21 protein-coding genes are annotated in these 21403 nt (G+C 45.7%); 6 read left to right on the top strand and 15 right to left on the bottom strand.

Translation table 11 applies throughout. The features are described from left to right. Positions 1-10: 10 nt before the first annotated feature. Complete coding sequence (locus ACE3MZ_RS10865) at positions 11-1198, top strand: sensor histidine kinase (RefSeq protein WP_411346445.1); 1188 nt, start codon at positions 11-13, stop codon at positions 1196-1198. Between the two features lie 34 nt (positions 1199-1232). Then, entirely contained in the window at positions 1233-1934 is a 702-nt protein-coding gene (locus ACE3MZ_RS10860) for a response regulator (protein WP_411346444.1), read from the top strand. 284 nt (positions 1935-2218) lie between these two features. On the opposite strand, the gene ACE3MZ_RS10855 is transcribed toward ACE3MZ_RS10860, so the two are convergent. The 4 genes from ACE3MZ_RS10855 to ACE3MZ_RS10840 form a co-directional block, all read right to left on the bottom strand. After that, positions 2219-2830, bottom strand: a complete 612-nt coding sequence (locus tag ACE3MZ_RS10855; protein ID WP_411346443.1) for a GNAT family N-acetyltransferase — start codon at positions 2828-2830, stop codon at positions 2219-2221. 149 nt (positions 2831-2979) lie between these two features. Then, complete coding sequence (locus ACE3MZ_RS10850) at positions 2980-3789, bottom strand: carbohydrate ABC transporter permease (protein WP_411346442.1); 810 nt, start codon at positions 3787-3789, stop codon at positions 2980-2982. 58 nt (positions 3790-3847) lie between these two features. Further along, complete coding sequence (locus tag ACE3MZ_RS10845; protein WP_411346441.1) at positions 3848-4720, bottom strand: carbohydrate ABC transporter permease; 873 nt, start codon at positions 4718-4720, stop codon at positions 3848-3850. Between the two features lie 94 nt (positions 4721-4814). Continuing rightward, positions 4815-6071 carry an ABC transporter substrate-binding protein gene (locus tag ACE3MZ_RS10840; protein WP_411346440.1) on the bottom strand — a complete coding sequence of 419 codons (1257 nt, stop codon included), beginning with the start codon at positions 6069-6071 and terminating at the stop codon, positions 4815-4817. A gap of 302 nt (positions 6072-6373) precedes the next feature. Here ACE3MZ_RS10840 and ACE3MZ_RS10835 point away from each other — a divergent pair, with 302 nt between their 5' ends. Continuing rightward, entirely contained in the window at positions 6374-7243 is an 870-nt protein-coding gene (locus tag ACE3MZ_RS10835) for a helix-turn-helix transcriptional regulator (protein WP_411346439.1), read from the top strand. A 233-nt stretch (positions 7244-7476) separates the two neighbouring features. Here ACE3MZ_RS10835 and ACE3MZ_RS10830 read toward each other — a convergent pair whose 3' ends face one another. The 9 genes from ACE3MZ_RS10830 to ACE3MZ_RS10790 all read right to left on the bottom strand — a co-directional run bounded on the left by ACE3MZ_RS10830 (position 7477) and on the right by ACE3MZ_RS10790 (position 15680). Next, positions 7477-7755, bottom strand: coding sequence for an HPr family phosphocarrier protein (locus ACE3MZ_RS10830; RefSeq protein WP_411346438.1), 279 nt, complete (start codon positions 7753-7755; stop codon positions 7477-7479). 263 nt (positions 7756-8018) lie between these two features. Then, the gene (locus ACE3MZ_RS10825; RefSeq protein WP_411346437.1) at positions 8019-8699 is read right to left on the bottom strand and encodes a hypothetical protein; all 681 of its coding nucleotides are present in this window, start codon (positions 8697-8699) and stop codon (positions 8019-8021) included. A gap of 135 nt (positions 8700-8834) precedes the next feature. Next, positions 8835-9644: a bifunctional hydroxymethylpyrimidine kinase/phosphomethylpyrimidine kinase gene (gene thiD / locus ACE3MZ_RS10820; protein ID WP_411346436.1), complete on the bottom strand. Its 810-nt coding sequence runs from the start codon at positions 9642-9644 to the stop codon at positions 8835-8837. A 316-nt stretch (positions 9645-9960) separates the two neighbouring features. Then, complete coding sequence (locus ACE3MZ_RS10815; RefSeq protein WP_411346435.1) at positions 9961-10902, bottom strand: oxidoreductase; 942 nt, start codon at positions 10900-10902, stop codon at positions 9961-9963. Between the two features lie 176 nt (positions 10903-11078). Next, the gene (locus ACE3MZ_RS10810) at positions 11079-11894 is read right to left on the bottom strand and encodes a uroporphyrinogen-III synthase (protein WP_411346434.1); all 816 of its coding nucleotides are present in this window, start codon (positions 11892-11894) and stop codon (positions 11079-11081) included. Positions 11895-11955: 61 nt separating this feature from the next. Continuing rightward, entirely contained in the window at positions 11956-12573 is a 618-nt protein-coding gene (locus ACE3MZ_RS10805) for a flavin reductase family protein (protein WP_411346433.1), read from the bottom strand. A gap of 211 nt (positions 12574-12784) precedes the next feature. After that, positions 12785-14266 (bottom strand): DHA2 family efflux MFS transporter permease subunit, encoded by a 1482-nt coding sequence (locus ACE3MZ_RS10800; protein ID WP_411346760.1) that lies wholly within the window; start codon positions 14264-14266, stop codon positions 12785-12787. Between the two features lie 77 nt (positions 14267-14343). After that, positions 14344-14946: a TetR/AcrR family transcriptional regulator gene (locus ACE3MZ_RS10795; RefSeq protein ID WP_411346432.1), complete on the bottom strand. Its 603-nt coding sequence runs from the start codon at positions 14944-14946 to the stop codon at positions 14344-14346. Positions 14947-15155: 209 nt separating this feature from the next. Continuing rightward, the gene (locus ACE3MZ_RS10790; RefSeq protein ID WP_411346431.1) at positions 15156-15680 is read right to left on the bottom strand and encodes a mismatch-specific DNA-glycosylase; all 525 of its coding nucleotides are present in this window, start codon (positions 15678-15680) and stop codon (positions 15156-15158) included. A gap of 255 nt (positions 15681-15935) precedes the next feature. Here ACE3MZ_RS10790 and ACE3MZ_RS10785 point away from each other — a divergent pair, with 255 nt between their 5' ends. Together ACE3MZ_RS10785 and ACE3MZ_RS10780 are read left to right on the top strand one after the other, a co-directional pair. Beyond that, positions 15936-16403, top strand: coding sequence for an IDEAL domain-containing protein (locus tag ACE3MZ_RS10785; RefSeq protein ID WP_411346430.1), 468 nt, complete (start codon positions 15936-15938; stop codon positions 16401-16403). A 277-nt stretch (positions 16404-16680) separates the two neighbouring features. Further along, positions 16681-17106, top strand: coding sequence for a DUF4190 domain-containing protein (locus ACE3MZ_RS10780; RefSeq protein WP_411346429.1), 426 nt, complete (start codon positions 16681-16683; stop codon positions 17104-17106). A gap of 174 nt (positions 17107-17280) precedes the next feature. Here the strand turns inward: ACE3MZ_RS10780 and ACE3MZ_RS10775 are convergent, their stop codons facing one another. Together ACE3MZ_RS10775 and ACE3MZ_RS10770 are read right to left on the bottom strand one after the other, a co-directional pair. Continuing rightward, entirely contained in the window at positions 17281-18147 is an 867-nt protein-coding gene (locus ACE3MZ_RS10775; protein WP_411346428.1) for a VOC family protein, read from the bottom strand. A gap of 257 nt (positions 18148-18404) precedes the next feature. Beyond that, positions 18405-19325, bottom strand: coding sequence for a cellulose binding domain-containing protein (locus tag ACE3MZ_RS10770; RefSeq protein ID WP_411346427.1), 921 nt, complete (start codon positions 19323-19325; stop codon positions 18405-18407). 461 nt (positions 19326-19786) lie between these two features. On the opposite strand from ACE3MZ_RS10770, the gene ACE3MZ_RS10765 reads away from it, so the two are divergent. After that, positions 19787-21400 (top strand): multicopper oxidase family protein, encoded by a 1614-nt coding sequence (locus ACE3MZ_RS10765; RefSeq protein WP_411346426.1) that lies wholly within the window; start codon positions 19787-19789, stop codon positions 21398-21400. Positions 21401-21403: the final 3 nt, after the last annotated feature.

Here is a 21403-nt window from a genome sequence, read left to right as displayed (position 1 = left end):
GAAGTTGTGCATGAATACGTCCCGGCTGGAACGACTTCAAAATAACAGACCTTGGTTCCGGTTAGGCGCCATCTTGATTTTGATCTATTTTGCGGTCAAAAGTTATATACAGCATCCAGATTGGATCACAGTCGTGTATATGATCATGATTTGCTTTTTCGCTTCCTTTCTCTGGTGGCGTTTTCAAATGAAAAACTGGATGCTGATCATCATTAGTCTCTTCTTATTTACGATGACATGTGTCAGTCAGTACTTGAATACAGCGATTGATCAATACTTTGCGCTACTCTGGGCATGGTTCTCGATTCTATCCGTTCGTTCTGCGATGCGTCAGCATCTGGCAACTGTACTGCTCATTCTTACCGGTATCCTTATGCTCATATTCAGCTATGATGGCAGTTTGCCGTATAGTATGGGCATTTCGCTGGTCAGTCTGTATGTAGGGATTACGAGCTTTTCCCGCTATATTCGTATCAATCGCATCAACCGTGAACAGCTAGAAGAATTGGAAAAAGTACACAGCCAGCTGCAAAGCGCACATGATGCTTTACAGGAAAATGCACTGCAATCCGTCCGCTACGCCGCACTCACTGAACGTACGCGCATCGCTGGTGAAATTCACGATGGATTGGGTCATCATTTTACTTCTATTATTGTGCAGCTACAGGCACTAAAATGGATGATCCGTCCCAATCCACAGCAAGCCGAGCAAACGGTCGATCAACTGCTGGATGTATCGCGTCAAGGTCTTGCTGAAGTACGTAGTGTCGTCAAGGATTGGTCTGCCAGTGAGCGTACGGATGACGAGCTACGAATGCTCGCTACTCAGGTGGCAGAGCGTTCCGGATTGGAGCTAACTTTTCATTCCGAAGGCGATCATGATAGTTGGGGCGATATCATAGAGCGTATGTTATATCGGTTATTGCAAGAGTCGCTGACGAATATTGTACGACATGCCAATGCAACGCAAGTGGATGTGAACATCCAGCAATCCGACACAACTGTACAGTTGACAGTTGTAGACAATGGCAGCTATCGTGAAGAACAGACGTTAACGCATGGATTCGGGCTAAACAATATGAGCCGCCGCTGTACCGAATTACATGGGAGCTGCTCCTTCCGGCAAACACCTGGCGGCGGCATGACTGTCGAAGTAGAATTGCCGCTCACTGCACCCGCAGCGATAGCATCCTCGTAACCTATTGATCATTACTCGCTAAAGGAGTTCACTTATGAACGAAACCGATTCTGTGATTCGCATTATTCTTGCCGACGATCAAGCGCTGATCCGGCAGGGCATCCGCTATATTCTTGATCTTCAGCCTGATATTCAAGTAGTAGCTGAAGCTTCCGATGGTAACCAAGCAGTACAGCTGGCAGAGCAATACCAACCCGATCTGATGCTGATGGATATCCAGATGCCCGGTCAAACAGGAATTGAAGCAACACGTACTATTCTGGAACGCTTGCCCCATACCAAGATCGTGCTGCTGACAACCTTTGATGTACAAGAATACGTGATCGAAGGTATCCGCGCCGGTGCGTCCGGGTATTTGCTCAAAGATATCGATATGAGCGAGATGATTCAGGGCATTCGCTCCGTCTGCGCAGGCGGTGCCGTGTACAATACAACCAATGCAGGTAGCGCGCTAATCGAACTGGTCGGTCGTCCTCTGCCATTGCAAGGCGAGAATTCGAACGCTTTCCGTATACCACAAGGTTCGCAACTGGAGCTGATCGAACCGCTGACCGAGCGCGAACTGGAAGTATTACAAGCGATCGCTTATGGGAAACGAAATTTTGAGATTGCTGATGAACTGTATGTATCCGAAAGCACCGTCAAAACCCATGTGCACAATCTGATCCAGAAGCTCGGTGTCAAAGACCGCACGCAAGCAGCCGTTGTGGCGATTCGTCAAGGTATGGTGAAATAATTCGTCATCCCGATAAGTCAGCATGGTGAATGATCAAACTGCCTAAGTGCAGGTTGCCGTATTATGATGGCACTTGAACATGCTAATTTCCTAATTAAAAACGGAGAACACAGATGATATGTGTTCTCCGTTTTCTTCATCTATATCTAAATAATCCATTTTACATCTCATCCATCGTACTACATGCAGCTAAGAATGTCAGACGATGAAACCAAGAACGTTAGATAGTATACTTTTCTACTTTACATTTCTACTCTATATTTTACGCTGTTGCCTATCTTGTACTACTGTTCTTTCTCATTATGTATCCATTGTGCTCGATCTAGCTTGTAGTAACGGTACTGCTCCTCATCTATCTTCACGATAGATTGAAATTGAAATCCGCACTTGGTTATGACTTGATTGGATGGATTGTTTTCCACCAGAGCAATAGCGCTGAGTGTATGTATGCTGGTATGGTCAAATAAATACCGAATCATCCCCTGCGATGCTGTTGTAGCATATCCTTTGCTTCGATAATCTTTGGAAACGGCATACATAATCTCCCGATTCGGCTCCGGCAATTCTTCCTTGATCCCCGAGCAACACCAGCCGATAAGTGCTCCTGTTTGTTTAAGAATAATAGCCAAGCGCAAACGAAGATCACCTATATCGTTGTTATTTGCTACTGCTTCTAAAAATTGCCGATTTTCAGGAAGTTCATAATGGATAAACCATTCTTCTCGCTGCTCTCTTGATACATTCCACCCCGGCAAGTAAGTATAAATGTCCGGTTGCCAGGTCAGACGATGAAACTCATCCAGATCGGCACTAACAAATTCACGCAACATAATCTCACCACAATCAATCGTGAACACCTCTTGTTCCAAATGATTCGATTTCATATCTGTCATCATCCATCCTCCACGTATTATTTTATAAAAAACGACCTGCAAAAGTATACTTCCGCAGGTCGTTTCTTCCACTCCACAATCTATTATTCAACGCATATCATCTAAATCCTCAATCCATTCTTATTAGGCATCCTCCATAGATCCTTTCCTACTCAACCCTTCACCGAACCCGCCGTCAGACCGGTTACGAAGAAGCGTTGCAGGAACATGAACAGGATAACCATCGGCAATGCCGTAATAATAACTCCGGTCAGCAGCATCGTATAGTCGGTGACATACTCGCCGCGGAATTGCATCAGTGCTAGCGGCAAAGTCAGCTTATCAGTACTGTTCAATAGAAGCAGCGGAATCAACAGATCATTCCACACCATAACGAACAAGAATGCCGCCGTCGCCGACAATGATGGCCCAGATAGTGGCAATACGAGGCGCCAGTAAATTTTCCATTCCCCTGCGCCATCCATACTACCTGCTTCCATCATTTCCTTACTGAGCATCTCCATAAAGCCAGTCAACGTAAACACCGTCAATGGCAATAGCCCCGCTGCTGTCACGAAGATTAGCGCAGTCAGGCTATCCGACCAGTCCAGCTTGCGCACCAGTGAATAGAGCGGCAGCATAATGACCTGCGACGGAATGATCAATCCAGCTACAAAATAGGCAAAAGCAAATTTACCAAGTCGCCCACCAAGCCGTACAATCCCATACGAGATTAGACTACCTAAGAACAGCACCAGTATTACTGTAAATAGTGTTACACGCGCACTGTTCCAGAAATATTGCAGCATCGGCTGTGCTTCAAAAATATTAATAAAGTTCTGAAAGCTCCATGGATCTGGCCAACCGAGTGGATTGGCGTAAAATCCTTGACTTGTTTTAAACGAAGAAACAATAACAAAGTAGAGCGGTGCTGCAACTAGCAGCCCGTACAAAATCATAATGATGCGTCCGACCCATTTCATCGCAGCCATTCACCCCGCTTGTTTAATCAGATTGGTCATACTGGTTATCTTACTGACATTATCCATGTGCACCTTCGCGGCGCAATGCCCGGAATTGGAAGAAGGTCAGAATACCGAGCAGAATTAGGAAGATCATTGAGCCAGCAGATGCCAGTCCAAATGAATAATTCGAGAATGCCAGATGATAAATGTACGTAGTTAAGATTTCAGTCGAGTAGTTCGGTCCGCCATCCGTCATGACAAAGATCAGATCGAATGCTTTGAACGACTGAATGGTCGTATACGAGATTACGATTGCTGCGGATGGTGCGAGCAACGGCCAGGTGATTTTGCGGAATACTTGCAAGCGAGTAGCACCATCAATCCGCGCCGCTTCCACCAGTTCACCCGGAATCGCCTGCAAACCAGCGATGAAGATAATCATCATCTGACCGGCATGCGCCCAGATTTGTACAAAGGCGATTGAGTAGAGCGCAATCTTGGCGTCACCAATCCAGCTTTTGCCGAGTTGCTCCAATCCGACATGTTGCAGTGCAGTATTCAGCAGTCCAATCGAAGGATCATAGATAAATGACCAGATCAGACCGACCGATACTGACGACAGAATCGCCGGAAAAAAGTACAGCGCCCGGAACACGACATGTGTCTTGGAATTACGTGCCAGAATCAGCGCCAGCACAAGCGATACGACCGTCTGGATCACAACGACGACGACCATAAATTTAATATTGTTTACAAATGCTTTGCGGAACGTAATGCTCTCAAAGCTGTCTTTGTAATTGGAAATACCGACAAAATCATACGCCGAGGACACCCCGTCCCAGTTCGTAAACGAATAAAACAGTCCCGATAAAGCCGGGTATACGAATAGTCCTGTGTACAGTACGATTCCTGGCAGCATGAACAGCCACAGTATTTTACGATTAATCATAAGCGTTACCGTATCCCTTTACTTCATCTTGGCGGCAAAAATTCCGGGCGGCATGATTGCCCGTCCCGGATTTGCCTTGTACTGCAATGCTCAATTATTTACCTACCTGCTGATCCACAATTGCCTGTGCATCCTGAGCCGCTTGCTCTGGAGTTGCACCGCCGAGTACCGCTTGGATCGAGTTGGTTACAGCTTTTTGATTTTCCGCATTCAGAATGGTGAAACGCGGTTGGAACAGCGTCTTCTTATCTGCCCATTCTTGAACAATTTTCAATTCCGGGCTGTCATACGTTACATCATTCAATGTTACATTCTGACCAGTAGCATTTGCATATTGTGCTGCAATATCCGGCTGACTCAGGAATTCAAGGAATTTCTTCGCTTCCTCTGGATGCTTGGAGCGGCTATTTACGCCTAACATAAATGTACTTGTATGCACGCCCTCATATTTTGCCTGATCAGCAGAAACAGTGATCGGTGCCAGCAAGCCCTGTTGCAGCTCTGGATTTTGTTTTGCATTTTGTGCCAGCTGGTACGAACCGCTTGCCAGCATTGCTGCTTTGCCCTGAATGAATAGCGCACCAGCTGCTGCATCTTTCGTACCGAGCGAGTTGGATTGGAAGAAGCCTTTGTCATTCAATTCTTGGAACTGTGTCAAAGTTTTCACCCAGAATTCGTCGGTCAGCTTCGCCTGTCCCGCTTCGACTTTGGTGAAAATATCTTCGCTTGGCTCATTGTTCATCACCATCGTGTTCATAAATTGACCGGGACCGATATCGCCACCTGCAAAAGCAATCGGGATAATCCCGTTATCCTTCAGCGTCTGGCACAGCTTCAGGAAGCCATCCCAATCTTTTGGCGGTGTCAGATTGTATTTTTCAAAGATCGCTTTGTTATAAATCGGCTGATTGTATACGAGCTGGTATGGCAGAGCGAGCTGCTTGCCATCCTGCTTTCCTGCATCGATCAGACTTTCGTTGTAGTTTTTGACAAACGATTCACTGCTCAGATCGGTAAACAGACCTGCTTTGGACAATGCTGCGAATTGGGAACCCGGGAATGATGCAAATACATCACCGACCGAGCCATCGGTTAACTTCGCCTGTGCCGTTGTCTGATACTGATCCGACGTCAGCGTTTGCATATCAACGACGATATTCGGATTCTTTGCTTCAAATTGATCGATAATGTTCTGGAATGCCTGTGTATCTTCTCCACGCCAGTGAAGGAAGCTGATCGTAACTTTGCCGTCTGCTGCGTTATCGGAGCCTCCGCCGCACGCTGCGAGTACGCCAGATAACAGCAGTACCGCCGTTAGCAGAAATGTCCATTTGGTTGTCATTGTTCTCATGATCGATCCTCCATTATATGTTGGCATGCCATATTGCCTGACAGTTTCCTTATCATGATACGAATGTCTTAGCTATCTACATTCATACTCATAACTGCACCACTCTACCGCGATACAATCCAGACCCGCCAAGTGAGTGTATCCACGAACATATCCCTATTATTATAGTGGGAATACCGTGATTTAAATCATAGCAAATTTTAACTTTGTCAAACAATGTCAATATGTGTTCTTTTTTATTTGTCAAAATGTGTTGTATAATGGAACTGTACCCTCAAATACGAAAGGATGATTTCTCAAGCATGACCAGAGACGTAACTATCGTCACAGAACGTGAACGCGCAGAGCGTTTCGTTGTGACACCTTCCGCCTTCACCCAGAACGGTGGTCTATGGATTACGCAGGCAGGCCGTTATCTGCTGAATCCCGACAACCGACGCATTTTCTCCGGCAACAATGTTGCCTTCTGGGTCGCCACCCGTCAGGATGGCATTATCATCAAAAACGGTCAAAATTATGTACTTGGCAAAAATAACGTCTGGTGTGTGCCATCACACATCACCCTTGAATATATTAACAATACCGATGAGCCGCTGGAAACGTTCTTCATTGGATTTACCGGTCCGCAGGCAGATGAATTGATTCGTCAGAGCGGCATGCACGATGGTTACAGTGAAGTCAGCGACAAGCTGTTTGAGAAGCTATTGCATTGTTACACTACTATATTAAACACAAAGCAGGAAGTTGATACGATCGGCTGCGAACTTGCTCGTTTGGAGATGATCTATCGCCTGTTCAGTCTGATGTGTAGCGACGAAAGTAGCCGGATCGATTATACAGAGCAAAAGAAAGAACAGAGCTGGATGGAAGAAGCGGTTGAGTATATTCATGCACGCTTTCATCAGGGCATCACCGTGAATCAAGTTGCTGAACACGTCGGCATTCATCGCACTCATTTCAGCAAACAATTCCATCAGCAGTACAAAGTCCCTCCCGCCGAATATATTCGTAGTCTCAAGTTAGAAAAAGCACGCCGCATGCTAACTGATACGAACAACCCCGTATCCGAGATTGCCGAATCGATCGGTTATCCAGACGTATTTTCCTTTTCCAAAGCGTTCAAAAAGCATAGTGGCTTTACGCCCAAAAAATATCGGCTACAAATGCTATAATGCGATGACTATCAAGCAATGTATACGCACGTCTGTATCATATAATGAACTCTCGCAACTATAGTAATCATCATAGCTGATTCTATTCATAACGCTAAAATAGCAAAAAGCCCCTTTCGCTCTCTCACCGCACAAACACTGTGTGGTAAGACCGAAAGGGGCTGTTGTATTCCATGTTATGCAATGATCTCCATGCTATACATGAAGCATCATCTCTATGACTTTACTTGTAACTACATGCTTGGTGCGATAACTGGTTGTTCAAACAGCAGTTGGATGCGCTCCAGTGCTTCCAGCTCATCTTTGCCGCGCGTGCTCAACAGCAGCTCCGTGCCAGAATGAATAATAGTCAGCATCATACCTAGCAGGCTTTTCACGTCTACTTCACGACGACTTTGTTCTGGACCGAAAGCGATACGGATATCGGACGCGAAGCTGGATGCTTCATTGGCGATACGCAGCAGATGTGCGCGATCTAGGGTGTGTTGAATCGTAAATTGATGTACTCTCATTTTGTTCATATCCTTTCTCATCATGGATACGTGTCGATATTCAATAAGCGGTATAGATATTCATTACCTTTTTTCGAAGCAAATGATACCTTGTTCATGTATAGAATTTCAACCGATGTTCCATTGTTTCCACATTTTAATGTTTACAATCATTGATTTGCTCTTATCATCATTTCCGACAAATATTACCATACAGTAGGAAAGCCCCTGCCTTTATTATCGGCAGAGGCTTTTGTGCGGGTAAGAGCGTTTCGACATTTTATTTACTGTAAGGTCACATCATCGTACCAGGTTAATTCATCGCCTGACGCATTGCTTAACGTCAGGGTGATTTTGCCTGTTTGTCCACTGTGGCTCTGATTATAAATAAAACCAAAATTACGCTGGTCACTACTTGCATAAAAACCGTCTTTGCCGTTTTTTCCGTTTTGTACTGCCTGATCAAAGGTAGCTGATTCTGTATAACCTTTAGATTCCCACTCCATCTGGCTAACGCCGTACCCTTGCGGCAAGCTTTCCACGCGCAGGAACATTTGACCCGGACCTTGCTGTACTGTGCTGATCTTCAGCTCTGTCGTTTGCGGAGTTAATTCCGGATCTGCGTTGTTATTGACTTCGGAGCCGCCATTCGTATTGCCGGAACCGCTATTTCCCGTTCCCGGCGTTGTGCCAGTACCAGATTCGTTGCTGCCAGTATTACCTTCAGTTGATCCCTGATTGTCGGTGCCGGTTGAATTGTCCGTACCTCCTGCACCACCGCCAGTTGCATCTGTTCCCGTATTGTCCGTTCCCGGGGTCTCGGTCGTACCGGTAGATTCATTGTTCGTTGTTGGTTGCTGTGGTGTCTGTGCCGATTCACCAGAATTGCCTGATGAACATGCACTGACGATGATCATCATCAGCGCTAACGCAGACCCTAGCACCCATTTATTTAAGCGATTCATCGGAGTTCCTCCATTTCCAGTGCTTGCGAATGTTAAACACATCGTTCAACGAAAAGTGATCTTGGTAAAGCAGCCTATATAGCCTGCTTCGGAGGATTCAAAGGATTGCAGTTGCCATATCGATACTTCGTATCTTTAGCTCAATTGCAGACGATGTGCCGCATGCAGTGTAGGTCCGACAAATTCATTCAGACGGAAGCCGTTTGCGATAGCTTGCGTAATGAAGTTTTTGGCTTCACTGTATGATTCTTTGACAGTCAAGCCTTTGGCTAGCCCTGCTGTTACCGCAGCGGATGTCGTACAGCCTGCACCATGTGTAAACTCGGTTGCGATTGCATCCACTTCAAACCAGTCAAACTCTTTACCATCGTATAGCAAATCCAGTGCTTTGCCTGCTTTGACTTTGCCGCGCGTTTTGATCAAGACATGCTTAGCACCGCGCTCATAGATGCGCACAGCTGCTTCCTTCATTTCATCCTCAGTACGAATCAATGGCGTTTTCGCCAATTGAGATGCTTCAAACAGGTTTGGCGTTACCAGATCTGCACCCGGGATCAGCAGCTCCAGCATCGCTTCTGTATTTTCTGGTTGCAGCACTTCATCCGTACCTTTACATACCATAACCGGATCGATGACGATACGGTTCAGTGGGAAACGCTTCAGGTAGTTGGCTACCAGTTCAATAATTTCAACCGAACCGAGCATGCCTGTCTTCACTGCATCAAAACCGATGCCTTCCATTACAGTCCGCAATTGAGCTTCTACTACGCCCAGCTCTACCGGGAATACTTGATGGTTCCATGTCTTCGGCTCCATCGACACAATAGTAGTCAGCACAGTCATGCCGTATACGCCCAGCTCTTGAAAAGTTTTCAGGTCCGCCTGTATGCCTGCACCGCCGCTCGTATCCGAGCCAGCTATCGTTAACGTTTTGGGTATGGTCATGTGAGTGATTCTCCTTCGCTTAATATGACTTTATTTTAACACAAGCTGACATGAGAATATAGGTTTTCATGAAAAGTCCATTTGTTTTCATGCTGGGTGGGTTGGGTGCAGGGCGTGTTGGAGGTACTTTGCTGCGGAAAGGGATTAGGCAACGGGACTCCGGTGGAGCCGCGGGAATCTTTGGGATGTAGGAAAGAATGAAGATTCCCGCCCCTCTAGAGTTGAGGATGCAAAGTTTATGGCTGTACGATTCAATTGATCGTACAGCCATTGTTGATATTTTATATGGGTGCTTGTAGAAATGTAGGCTTTGGAATTATTCTTCGATGGCTTCTGGTTGGCGGAATTGGTAGTAGACGCCGGTCATGTCTTCGGAGAGTTTCCAGAGTTTGTCGGCGGTGCTGGCGTTGTATTTGTGATCAAATGTACGGTCGATGTGTGGGTAGCCTTTGCGGCTGCCTTTGCCGTCAGGACCGATGTATTCGCCGCCTTTTAGAGAGGGATTGGTAGCTGCGTATAGTGTTGGCAAAGCGCCCATTTCGGCGGATTGGCTTAGTAAGCTCCATATGAAGCTGGCAGCTTTGCCAGCTTTTTGACCGGAGCCGCGGGAGATCAGGTTGGTGTTGGCGACACCGGGATGAGCAGCGATGCTGATTGTGGATGCGCCGGTTGCTTGCAGACGTTTTTGCAGTTCACGCGCGAATAGCAGGTTAGCCAGCTTACTTTGACCGTAAAATTTCATCGCGCTGTAGCCAATCTGGGCGTTCAGATTATTGAAATAAATGTATCCGCTACGCGCAGCGATACTACTCAAAGTGATGACTCGCGAGTCCGGTGTGTCCAGCAGCACAGGAAGAAGTTCCCCAGTCAATGCAAAGTGACCAAGATGATTACTGCCAAATTGCAGCTCAAAGCCCTGTACGGTTCGACCCAGCGGTGGAATCATAACACCTGCATTATTGATTAAGATGTCGAGTGACGTATGGCGCTGAATATAGGTTTGGCTAAATTGATGCACGCTTTGCAGATCAGCAAGGTCAAGATGCATGACTTCCACTTTAGAGCGTGGATATTGACGTAGCAGATCAGCTGCTGCCTGATGCCCTTTTTCAAGATTGCGTACAGCCAACACTAAGCTGGCTCCGTGTGCAGCAAGTTCTTTTGCGGTTTCCAGTCCAAGCCCACCGCTACCACCGGTAATAACCACCTGTTTATCTGTAAGATCAGGTATTTGCTTTGCTGTCCATTGTGTACTCATACTATCCTCTCCCGTCTCATGTGATTATGTCTGCTACTATTTGACTGTGATGAAAGGCAGATTGCAATCCGTTCTGGTGTGAACCGAATGCAGATTGCTCCATTACTGTATAGTATACTTTCATTTACCCGCAAAACCCAATTTCGCACAATATGAACAAACAGCAGCCCTGGAAATCAGGACTGCTGCTCATAATAACGTGTCATTTCGATAATCATTGCACCCATCCGTTCATTCTCTGGAGCAACAATGCGTGTTACTTGTTCTTGGCGCAGTGCTTCCGAAGTTACTTTACCAACAGAGACTGCCAATACCGGACCTTGCAACTTCTCACGCAATTGTTCTGTGTAACTATGCTCCTTAGCATGAGCGAACAGATGTCGTACCTGTACCGCGGTCGTAAAGCAAATCGCATGCACCGTCTCCTGTTCAATCTCTCGCTGCAATTGCTCCAACGTATCCATTTCAGGCGGAACACTCAGATACGGTAACAGTGTATGCACACTGACTGCCCCTTTTTGCTCTAGAAAAGAGACAAGATTCGGCGCAGGTTCACCATGTAGCTGTACCCAGATACGCGCCCCTTGTAGGTTCACTTCCTCCAGTTGTTCCTCTAGTCCCCGGACGGTACCGTCGGAATCGCGCACATCCGGTGCAAGGTCTTCAGACTTGAGCGCACTGTAGGTTTTGTAGCCACGAATCGCAATACGCGCACCTCGTACCGTTTCACGAAACTCTTTCCCGATACCGAGACGATCAGCGGCTGCGAACAATGCCGCAGTACCGATACCTGTTGTAAATACAAACCAGTCCGGCTGATGAGCGATAACCTCGCGCAGCTCCTGCTCCATTTCTTCTTCTTTGAACATAGTCATTCCCTGAAGCGAGCGGACGACCACCTGTGCGCCCTGTCTCGCAATCAGCGATGTCATCTCGTCCAGCTTACGCGAACCGGCGATAACAATTGTTTTTCCTTCCATTGCTCTGGCCAAAACATGCTCCCCCTCTGTCTGTTTTGCCAAAACGGTTCCAGTAGCCCTGTTGCCTGACGAATTATAGCGGACGCTCCACCACAAACGGCTCGGTCAAACGAGCATATTCATTCCCGGCAATACGCGCTACCGGTTTCAGTTCGGCGGCATGAATGTAAAACTTGTCGGCTTGAATTACCTTTTCATCAAAATGATACCATATGATGCGCGCCAGCAGCAGATCCTGTACAATTTCGCCTTGATCGTTTTTGATTGGAATATGCTTTTCCAGCTTGCACTCAAATCGCACAAGCGCCTCGGCGATCCCCGGTACAGCAACCTTGTCACTTGGTACGGTGGTGAGATTCGTTAATTCCAATTCACTCTGATCCGGCGGCAGCGTCGAGCCCGTCATATTCATTTGCTCAGTCAATTCTTCATTCACAATATGAATGACCAGTTCTTCGTTGTCAATGACATTGCGCGCTGTGTCTTTCATTTGACCTTCACGTCTTGCAACCGATACCGATACAATCGGTGGATCAGAAGCGACGATATTAAAATAACTGAACGGCGCAATATTATACACGCCAGTTTCCGATAACGTACTAACCCAAGCGATCGGGCGCGGAATAACAGCACCGGTCACAAGCTTGTAATTCTGGACACTGGTAATAGATTGCGGATCAATCGTAATCATAAGAAGACCTCCTGTAATGGAAAAGTGGATTCAGCATAGCAGAATTCAGAGTGCAGCGAAATGGTTATCCATCACCGTTAGATGCAAGCATCAATGCAGACTCTCCCCATTATGCTTCAAGACAAAAGCTGATATCAAAACATAACTGCAATCTTCATACAAAATAACCCCGATCTTCATCATTTGAAGACCGGGGCTATTTGCAATTTCATTAATGCATTGGACCTTGCGCGCCTGCCTGCTTGCTCACAATGACACGCTTAACGAAGAACGAGCATACCAATCCAATCACTGCCAATACCAGTGCGAAGATAAAGGAGTGCTGAATACCTGTCGTAAATGCCATTGCCTGATTCGCCTGACTTGACGGATCAGCAACACCGCTGAGATAGCTGGCTTGACCAGCGCTCAGAATACTCACTGCCAGTGCCGTACCAATCGCACCTGCTACTTGTTGCAACGTGTTCATAATCGCTGTACCATGCGGGTAAAAGTGACTTGGCAGCTGATTCAGCCCGTTCGTCTGCGCAGGCATCATAATCATCGAAATGCCGACCATCATAAAGATGTGAAGCGTAATGATCAAGCCAACCGGTGTAGACGCATCAATACTTGTATAAATAAATAGCACAATCGCTACCAGCGCCATACCAATCGTAACGAGCCATTTGGGTCCAAATTTATCAAACAGACGACCCATAACTGGCGACAGGAAACCGTTAAGCAGACTACCTGGAAGCAGAATCAGACCTGCTGCCAGCGCTGTTAACGCCAGTCCTTGCTGCAAGTACATTGGCAATATCAGCATCGATGACAGAATCATCATCATACAAATAAAGACAAGGATCAATCCAATCGTAAACATCGGATACTTAAATGCACGCAGATCCATCATCGGCTGCTCCATCCGCAATTGACGGATACTGAACAATACCAGCGCAATAATACCGATTGCCAGTGTCGCAATAACAATCGGATTGCTCCAACCACTGCCTGCATCGCCATGTCCACCAGCACTACTAAATCCATACACGATTCCGCCAAACCCAAGCGTCGATAACACAATCGATAGCGCATCAATCTTCGGTTTAGTCAAACGTGAGATGTTAGGCAAGAATTTCAGACCGAATAACAACGAGATAATGAAAAACGGCAACGAAATCCAGAAAATCCAGTGCCACGTCAGATTCGCCAAAATCAAACCAGAGATTGCCGGACCACTTGCTGGCGCAAACATAATAACGAGACCAATCAATCCCATCGCCGAACCACGCTTCTCCACTGGGAAAATAACCAGAATCGTATTAAACATCAACGGCAACAGCAATGCTGTACCAACTGCCTGCAATAAGCGTGCAATCATCAAAATTTCAAAGCTTGGCGCCATCGCCGCTACAATCGTCCCTGCAATCGAGAATAGAAGCGAAGTTGTAAACAGCTGTCTCGTTGAAAACCATTGCAGCAACAAGCCTGATACAGGCACGAGAATACCCATAACGAGCAAATAGCCCGTCGTTAGCCACTGGATTGTCGTAGCGCCTACGCCCAGTACACCCATCAGCGGTGTAATCGCTACGTTCAGCGCAGTTTCACCGAACAGACCGATGAATCCACTGAGTAGCATAGCGAACAAAATCGGTAATACCTTATATTGCGTTGTTTCTTGTTGACCCTGTGCAGGATCATTTTTCATGGAAGCATCCACGAGCCCATCCTCCTTGACTATCTTTCTGTCTATGTGTAGTTTGTTTGTCGCCGGGCGTTATGTTATCAATCCTGTTGTTCACCCGGCTGATTTCCATAGCTTTTCATAACCATGGACAAATATTTGGCAGCCGTTAATAGCGGCTTGTTGTTCTGGTTGGTGAGGCTAATAATCAGCGCCCCTTCCATCATCGACAGCGTGAGCAGTCCACCATCCTGAGCCTGCTCCTCACTTGCTCCTTCCAACAGCAGACGTTCCGCAATAATTTGCTGCCAGTCAGCAAATACTTGCTTGCACGCGGTACGCAGCGTATCGCTAATGCAGGATGTCTCTACTGCTGCCCAGAAGCTAAACGGAATAAAGCCGGTATATCCAGACGCTTCCGTCTCCAACGCCATATCATGCACAAAGTTATAAACGGCGTCACCCGTTTTGTCATACTTGCCAAAGGTGCGCCGGAACTTGTCCGTAACATGCTTATTGGCCTCCTGTATACACACGAGGGCCAGCTGTTCTTTGCCATTGGGAAAATAGTGATACAACGAGCCTTTTGGCGTTTCGCTCTCCTTGATAATCTGGCTGAGTCCTGTCGCATGATATCCTTGGGAGAAAAACAACCGCGCTGCCGTATCAACAATCTGCTCCTTTGCATTGGACTTTTCGCCCAATCCAATCACTCCTTTTTCTCCGTCTCTCCAATTATAACGATTGGTCTATATAATTAAAACGCAAAATATTTTAAAAGTCAATTCATTTGCAATTTAAAATGCTTGCATGCAAACCGATACATAACTTATACCAGAAAATTATAATCCCATTGTCAATTTGAATCTTATGTCTGTAAACTCCGCCGTCAAGCAAGACTTACGATACCTTCTCAAGATTGTCCCTCTCTTAACAAATCCAATCCTTCTTTCAGTTCACGGTAAATGTCGACGATATCGTCCAGCGGCATACGTACAAGTCCGCTCGACGAAGGCGCAACAAATTCACGTACACCTTCTGTAATGGATTCATCCTGAAATCCCCACGGTGCTTTTGCTTTTTTACTGTACTGCGTGTATACCCCTTTCCCAACAAAACAAGCAATCTGCGGGCGATATTCCGTTAGCTTGGCTCTTAGCTCCACTCGCCCTTGTGCATACTCTTCCGGTTTAATATCCTCCACACCACGCGTTGGACGAGACACGATATTCGTAAACCCATAACTCAGTTCCAGTAGATCGCCATCTTCATCCGGCGTGTATAGACGAGGTGTCAGACCAGAACGGTATAGAATTTGCCAAAACCGATTGCGTGGATTCGCATAATGATGCCCCACCTCCCCGGAACGAAGACTAGGATTAAAGCCGACAAATAAGATATCAAGATGATTTTGCAGATGATCGGGAATAGTGGGCACGATGATTCCTCCATTGGTTTGTACTATAAAATTTAACATTTTCAGCAATTTTTTATCTTTTTCGACATAAACACTATACAATATCCGTGACTATTGACCGATATATTTATTCAACGACAGGTAAAACACACATTCACTTCACAATTGAAACGCTGAATGAGATTGATGGACAGACAGCGACTGACACTGCCTCACACGATGAATCGTCAGGCATCATAATGAATAATCCGATAATATAGAAAAGGAATGATTAGCATGATCCAATTAAACGAAAAGCAAATTTATGCTGTCCTCCATAAACAATTGAACCGTAACTTCCCAGTACAATCGATGGAACTGAATTATCATATCGAAGCGGATAGCCGCCTCATCAATGCCGAAGGCGAAGTCGAATTGTCCAACAAACATTACTGGGTAAAAGTAATGGACTGCGTCTATCCAACTCACTCCCGTCCAATCCTCATGAGCGAAGTAATCTACTTCCTGCGTCAAGAATATATGGACAGCACGATCCGCGTATTCATGAAACAAAATACCGATGGTGAAGTGTATGCCACCGCTGAAATTTCGTTCCAGGATCATGTCGCGCTGGAAGCTGAGCAATTAAAAGCAATGATCGATCTGGCACTGGTCGTCAAAGACAAACAATGGTTCGAAGAATTGACTGCTTCCTATCTGAACATGACTCGTCCATTGCCAAGTTCCGTATCCAGCACTATGTAATGATTACACAGGCAGACGCGCTTTGCACCGCTCTGCTGTCAACAGGACTTTCCCTTTTGCGGAAAGTCCTGTTTTTATGTACATGCATGACCATTACGCCTGATCATGCCTACCATGCAGATTTTTTTGAAACCTTTTACTAAATAAAAGGTATTTATTGTTATGCTTTTTCTGAAAAATGTTGCTATGATAGAAAAGATGGTTGAATACATAGTATATAGCTGAATAGCAGCAAACACGCTTACGGCATATACATATCGATAAAGGAGGAACAACTATGGATCCGAACCGCCCGCCCTATCAATCTCCGCCACCGTATGGTTCACAGCCGCCTTACGGTCAGTATGATCCTTACCATCCCTATGCTCCACGACCGAATAATGGCAAAGCCATTGCTGCACTCGTGCTGGGTATTTCGTCTATTGTAACGCTCTTCTTCTTACCGGGCATTGGTATCATTCTTGGCATACTAGGTGTAATCTTTGGTATTCTTTCTCTCAAAGAAATTCCCCGCCGCATGGAAGGCGGCAGAGGCATGGCAATTAGCGGACTAATCTGTGCCATCGTCGGGTTTCTGCTGCATACGGCTGTCATTGTATTTATTGTTTTTGCAATCCTGTTATCATTGGGCGAATATTCAGAAAATGGCACCGATTCTTGGGCACCGACTTTTCAGCAGGACGGCACTTCTGACTTTTACTAACATCAGTATGACTACTGCAAAAGCTTGATTAGATTTCTAGCTTCCTTATGAAATGAGTACAAACATAGCGTACTATACTAGCATATGATAGCAGCACACAAGAAAAAGGTTAGCGCCGGCGTGTATGGCGCTAACCTTTTTTGTACATATTCAAATGAATGAGCTACTACTAGATTATGATGCGGGTACATACAGACGAACGCGAATATTGGACGGATCAGTAATCCATAATTCATCTGTTCCTTGTTCAAAAGGCAAGCCCGCTGCGGTAATGCGGTCAGCAACTTCTTGTAACGCAGCACGATCAGGCAATTGCAGCGTGTAATAATCGATGCCTGTAGAGTGAGCAGGCGCTTTGGGAGCACCTTCACCTGCCCAAATATTCAACCCCATATGATGATGATATCCGCCAGCAGCAATGAACAGCACTGAACGATTATCTGTCAGGACAATTTCGAAACCAAGGATATCTACATAAAATTTGCGCACCTCTTCCAGATTGGATACATGGAAATGCACATGTCCAATTTTGGTGCCGGCAGGCAATCCAGTCCATGGTTTCCCTTCTGCCAGCTCTAACAACCCGTCCACATCGACAGGTTCAGTACCCATGACGTAGTAGCCTTGTTCATCTGTTTGCCATGTTGAACGTGGGCGGTCGGCATACACTTCAATTCCGTTATTATCAGGATCGTATAGGTACAACGCTTCACTTACAAGGTGGTCACCCTGTCCAATCGGCTGACGATGCTCTGCCAGATTACGTAATGCTAATCCTAAGCTAGTACGATCAGGCAGCAGAATCGCAAAATGATACAATCCAGCTACGGATTGACGGCGCGGGATGATTGCATTTGGAATTTCTTCTATAATAAGCAGCGGATTCTGACCGTCTGCCGTCATTTCAGCAGTAGTTTCCGTTTGATTTAATACTTTCAAGCCAATGATGTCAGAATAATAAGCAACAGAACGCTCCAATTGACTCACTTTAATTTTCACAAGTCCGATCTCAAGATCAGGATGAATGGTGGAAGTACTCATAAGGTAAGTTCCTTTCGTTAATTAAGTTATTATTTGTAACTATAATAACATTTTGTAAGCAGCTATGCAAGCGGTAAAATCTAGAATACAAAAAGCAGAAGTTGGATCAACATTGCCGCTACAATGGTGATCCGACTTCCGCTCTATGATTCGTTTACATGTTGTATTGCGTTTTATATCTTCCACTATGCTACGCATGAATCCTTATATGATGCAACGATTTGTGTATTACCATTCGCATAGTACCGATGGTCGTATTATTGTTCTTCGGTTACACCCGGATCAGAGCCCCATACTGGACCACCTTGATAGTAAACAACGATTTTGTTGTTGTCTGCCATAGATGTGTTGTCGCTGTAAGAGTAATCGGACGAGGAGTTACCGCCGGATGTTCTCTGTACTGTGAAGCTAATATCTCCGCTATCTCCACCAGCAGGAACAATACCTGCTTCAGCATTGAAGATCAATTCTACGTAGCTATCTGCTCCAGCTTGTGGTTGCTCCATATTCACGATATGAGCCTCTACATTGTTAGTGCTGAATGGTACGCTGTTTATCGATATATCACGTGCAGTCAGACCGTTACCGCCAGTGAAGTAATAACGCACACGAATATCGCTCAAGTTTACATCTTCTGTACCAGTGTTCATGATGTTGATCGTTGGACGAATCGCACCGGAACCGCTACCGTTAGCTTTGTATTGCAAAATGAGTGACTGTTTTACATTGCCAGAGCGAGTAACTGGAGTCCCTACAACAGGTGAAGACATTTGCGTTACTTGACCATCAGCCAATACTGCATTGACTACATAGCCGTACACTTCGCCGTTCGTTACAGATGTATCCGCATATACTGCATCTGTGACACCTGTAGTCAGTACAGTATACGTATTGGATTGTACGCTATTATACGTGTTGTTGATCACATCATAACGTCGTACTTCATAACTGCTTGCATTTTCAACTGGAGACCAAGTCAATACGACTTGATTAGAACCAGAACGCGCAGCTACATTCGTAGGTGCAGCCGGTGCGGATGTGTTAGTCCACGCGATATCGTTTGTCACCACATTGGACTGAATTGCTGCATGTGCGCTTGGCGCAGCGAACAGACTACCTCCACTCGCCAGAATGGATGCAGCCAGCATGAATGAAGCTTTTTTGGACATGGTAATCATAATTATCATCTACCTCCGTTTATATGGGTGTTAGTTATATGTTCTTAGTTGCTGAATCGTGCTGCTAAGTATTCGGCTCAGAACTCTATGTGTGGGTGTACCTTTTCCCTCCTTTGTTTGGTATATTATTACCGTTTGCAAACAAATGCATATCCTGTGAATCTCTTCACGTTTGAGTCATGTGCATCATTATTAAACAGTACGATGTCAAATAAAACACTTACCAAGCTCAAATTATAACATTTTTGTCATCAATTGCAGATAGACGATAAGATGCAATCGTCAACAAACTGACAATTCCATTAGACCTACATCCACTCAGGTTACGGCATAATAAAATAAGACTCTATGTCCCTTTTTGTTGTTTATTCTGAATCTGGGAGAGATTTGCATTGAAATATACATTCATTCAGCCACTGCGGCTTTGTTCTCATTTTTCATATGTTGTACTAGGATTATGCATGATTGCGGTTCTTAGTGCATGCAGCGGATCATCTTCCAGCTCTGCCGACACCGGTCATACTCATCAGCCAACGACTTCAAGCGATTCTTCTATGACACAAACGGATGCAGCCACAGCAACGTCCGGTCATACGATGAATCATGGCGATATGAGCAATATGACTGCACCGGAAGGCAGTCAGTCTACGATTCCGAACAGCATTACTACAGATCAACAGATTGTGAATAGCAAGGAAGTTACATTAACAGCGCAATCTTCGTATCTGGAAGTAGAAAAAGGAAAATACTTGCCGGTATGGACATTCAACAACTCCGTACCTGGTCCACAAATCGAAGTTACAGAAGGCGATATCGTTACCGTTCATTTGAAAAACAAGCTGGACGTGCCGGTATCGATTCATTTTCATGGTGTTGTTCTACCTAACGATATGGATGGTGTTCCTGGTGTGACGCAGGATGCTGTTGAGCCGGGCCAAACATTTACGTATACTTTTCAAGCGCTACACGCTGGCACCTATTGGTATCATTCGCATCAGGATAGCCTGAATCAGATCGGTCGTGGATTATATGGTACATTTGTTGTTCATCCAAAACAATCATCAACTGCTGATGTGGATCGAACATTTGTATTGGACGAATGGAATGATCCTAATACTCATCCGGCAAATACGGAATCTAATACGGCAGCGCTGAATAGCAATATGGGTGCGTACAATCTGTATACGATTAATGGACGCAGCGGTGATCAGATTGATCCGCTATATGTGAACAACGGTCAGCATGTACGTCTACGCTTCGTCAATGCAGGTAATATGACTCAATTGTTGTACATTCCGCTATCTTCCTATACCGTCGTCTCTACAGATGGAGAAGAAATTTATCAGCCTCAGACGTTAAATAAAGGGCTGCTACGTATCGCTCCGGGCGAACGGTATGATCTCGCCTTTACTGCTACCGACAACGGTGTAACTCCTATCGGAGCTGTGGGCGATTCCGACTTTGCACGCTCCATGCGTCTGCCGATTGTGGTATCTGATCGTGGGCAGCAGCCTAACCAGCAGCAAGTCATTGATGAAGTGAAGCGTCAGCAACAGAATCTAACAGCAGCTAACGCATCCCATTGGTCAGAGCTGGATCTAATGAATTATGGACAACCAACAGCTTCCACATTTACATGGAATCAGAAATATGATCGCAATTACGATCTTAAGTTGTCTATGGGCGTTAGCGATGGCAAAATGGCGTATACGATCAATGACGAATCCTACAACCATCTCAAAGCACTGACTGTCAAAACGGGCGATACGGTACACATCACCTTGTCCGCTCCTTCCGGTAATGAAGATCATCCGATGCATCTGCATGGTCATGTATTTCAGGTGCTATCCCGTAATGGCCAAGCGGCTTCCGGTGCTCCAGTATGGAAAGATACACTCAATGTACGACCTGGAGAAACGTACGAAATCGCCTTGCTCGCAAACAATCCAGGCAACTGGATGCTCCATTGTCATGAGCTTCACCACGCTTCTATGGGCATGATGATTGACTTCAATTACGAAGACTTTCAAACGTCCTATCAGCCTGATACCAAGGTCGACAATATCTCTGAATAGCTT

It is taken from the genome of Paenibacillus sp. WLX1005, assembly GCF_046603685.1.
GTDB lineage: Bacteria > Bacillota > Bacilli > Paenibacillales > Paenibacillaceae > Saccharibacillus.
The sequence above is the reverse complement of the archived record's forward strand: the minus strand, read 5'-3'. Positions and strand labels throughout refer to the sequence as shown.

Excerpts from the sequence above, each read along its gene's own strand:
- ACE3MZ_RS10785 (WP_411346430.1), top strand. The coding sequence starts at position 15,936 with ATGATCCAATTAAACGAAAAGCAAATTTATGCTGTCCTCCATAAACAA.
- ACE3MZ_RS10850 (WP_411346442.1), bottom strand. The coding sequence starts at position 3,789 with ATGAAATGGGTCGGACGCATCATTATGATTTTGTACGGGCTGCTAGTT.
- ACE3MZ_RS10775 (WP_411346428.1), bottom strand. The coding sequence starts at position 18,147 with ATGAGTACTTCCACCATTCATCCTGATCTTGAGATCGGACTTGTGAAA.
- ACE3MZ_RS10845 (WP_411346441.1), bottom strand. The coding sequence starts at position 4,720 with ATGATTAATCGTAAAATACTGTGGCTGTTCATGCTGCCAGGAATCGTA.
- ACE3MZ_RS10865 (WP_411346445.1), top strand. The coding sequence starts at position 11 with ATGAATACGTCCCGGCTGGAACGACTTCAAAATAACAGACCTTGGTTC.
- ACE3MZ_RS10770 (WP_411346427.1), bottom strand. The coding sequence starts at position 19,325 with ATGATTACCATGTCCAAAAAAGCTTCATTCATGCTGGCTGCATCCATT.
- ACE3MZ_RS10825 (WP_411346437.1), bottom strand. The coding sequence starts at position 8,699 with ATGAATCGCTTAAATAAATGGGTGCTAGGGTCTGCGTTAGCGCTGATG.
- ACE3MZ_RS10860 (WP_411346444.1), top strand. The coding sequence starts at position 1,233 with ATGAACGAAACCGATTCTGTGATTCGCATTATTCTTGCCGACGATCAA.
- ACE3MZ_RS10780 (WP_411346429.1), top strand. The coding sequence starts at position 16,681 with ATGGATCCGAACCGCCCGCCCTATCAATCTCCGCCACCGTATGGTTCA.
- ACE3MZ_RS10830 (WP_411346438.1), bottom strand. The coding sequence starts at position 7,755 with ATGAGAGTACATCAATTTACGATTCAACACACCCTAGATCGCGCACAT.
- ACE3MZ_RS10855 (WP_411346443.1), bottom strand. The coding sequence starts at position 2,830 with ATGATGACAGATATGAAATCGAATCATTTGGAACAAGAGGTGTTCACG.
- thiD (WP_411346436.1), bottom strand. The coding sequence starts at position 9,644 with ATGACCATACCCAAAACGTTAACGATAGCTGGCTCGGATACGAGCGGC.
- ACE3MZ_RS10835 (WP_411346439.1), top strand. The coding sequence starts at position 6,374 with ATGACCAGAGACGTAACTATCGTCACAGAACGTGAACGCGCAGAGCGT.
- ACE3MZ_RS10765 (WP_411346426.1), top strand. The coding sequence starts at position 19,787 with ATGATTGCGGTTCTTAGTGCATGCAGCGGATCATCTTCCAGCTCTGCC.
- ACE3MZ_RS10805 (WP_411346433.1), bottom strand. The coding sequence starts at position 12,573 with ATGATTACGATTGATCCGCAATCTATTACCAGTGTCCAGAATTACAAG.
- ACE3MZ_RS10840 (WP_411346440.1), bottom strand. The coding sequence starts at position 6,071 with ATGAGAACAATGACAACCAAATGGACATTTCTGCTAACGGCGGTACTG.
- ACE3MZ_RS10815 (WP_411346435.1), bottom strand. The coding sequence starts at position 10,902 with ATGAGTACACAATGGACAGCAAAGCAAATACCTGATCTTACAGATAAA.
- ACE3MZ_RS10800 (WP_411346760.1), bottom strand. The coding sequence starts at position 14,266 with ATGAAAAATGATCCTGCACAGGGTCAACAAGAAACAACGCAATATAAG.